Source organism: Acidovorax sp. KPB24-03 (genome assembly GCF_057546605.1).
The window spans coordinates 1-1502 of record NZ_BAAJYR010000623.1; the positions used below are offsets into that span (position 1 = coordinate 1).

The 1502-nt window shown below is 70.5% G+C and carries 2 protein-coding genes; one reads left to right on the plus strand and one right to left on the minus strand.

The features are described 5' to 3' along the window. Positions 1 to 1075 (plus strand): ABC transporter substrate-binding protein (locus AC27KI_RS24600; protein WP_487116385.1); only part of this gene is annotated, 1075 nt, incomplete at its 5' end. 160 nt (positions 1076 to 1235) lie between these two features. Here AC27KI_RS24600 and AC27KI_RS24605 read toward each other — a convergent pair. Further along, the coding region (locus AC27KI_RS24605; protein WP_487116387.1) for a general secretion pathway protein GspB at positions 1236 to 1502 on the minus strand (267 nt) is incomplete at its 5' end.

Below are 1502 nucleotides of genomic sequence, written 5' to 3' on the forward strand. Positions count from 1 at the left end.
AGCGCCGGCGCGCGCACAGGGCACGGCGCTGCGCATCGCGCAATCCACCGCGCTCACCGGGCCGCTGGGCGACCTGGGCTCGGCCATGCACCAGGGCGCCAAGGCCGCCTTCGCCGCCATCAACGCCCAGGGCGGCGTGCAGGGCCAGGCGATCGAACTCACCACGCTGGACGACGGCTACGACATCCCCCGCGCGCTGGCCAACGTGGACAAATTCCTCGCCGACCGCGAGCAGTTCGCGCTCTTCAACTGCATGGGCACGCCCATGGTCGAGGCCATGCTGCCCAAGGTGCTGCCCTCGGGCATGCCGTTCTTCGCCCCGTTCACCGGCGCCATGCTCAGCCGCGTGAAGGGCGCGCGCAGCGTGTTCAACGTGCGCGCCACCTACGCCGAAGAGGCCGACAAGCTGGTCCAGCACTTCTCCACGCTGGGCATCCGGCGCATCGCCGTGGCCTACCAGAACAACGCCTTCGGCAAGGAGGTGTTCAACGCCGCCCGCGACGCCATGGCCCGGCTGAAGCTGGGCGAACCGCTGTCCGGCACCGTCGAAAGCGATGCGTCGAACGCCGGCACCACGGCGCGCCAGGTGGCCGACGGCAACCCCGAGGCGGTGCTGATCGGCCTGGCCGGCAAGCCGGCGCTGGAGTTCGTGAAAGCCTTCCGGAGCCTTCGGCGCGGCACCGCGCTGTATGCCACGTCCGTGATGGGCACCTCGGCCGCCGTCAAGGCCCTGGGACCGGATGCCGTCGGGCTCACCATCTCGCAGGTCGTGCCGCTGCCCACCAATGTGGTGGTGCCGGTGGTGCGCGAATTCCAGGCCGCCTGGAAAGCCGTGGGCGCCACGGCCGAGCCCTCGCACCTGGCGCTGGAGGGCTACATCAACGCCCGCGTGTTCGCCCAGGCCCTGCAGCGCGCGGGCCGCAACCCGTCGCGCGCCGCCTTCGTGGACGCCACCTGGAGCCTCAAGAACTGGGACCTGGGCGGCTTCGAAGTGAACGCCACCGGCCCGGAACGCAGCGCCTCGCGCTTCGTCGAGCTGACCCTCGTGGGGCGGGACGGGCGGTTCATCCGCTGAGCCGCACAGCGGTCGCCGGCCCGCGATCATCGGAGCGCGGTGGACGAATCATTTGCTATTAAATATATAGCAATACAGGCATGCAATCCGCCGGCATGGGCCTGTTTTGGCCTGTACCAGCGCACCCGCTGCGCCCTCGACTTCGCCCTTGGCTTCGCCTTCACTGCGACGGCACGGCGTAGCGGTAGCCCCGGAATGCCCACACCGTGCGGGACGGCTCGATCTTCTCCAGCACCACGCCCGGTGCGGCCTGGTCGCCCTCGTGCAGCACCTGCCCATTGACGATGGCCATGCGGTAGGCCGGGTTGGCCGAATAGGTGGCGCCGCTGAACTGCATGGCCGGCAATTGCTCGCGCACGGACGGCGGCAGATCGCGCTGCGCCACGACGGGGCTGGGGCCGGGGCCTGGGCGGGCGGCGCCACGGCG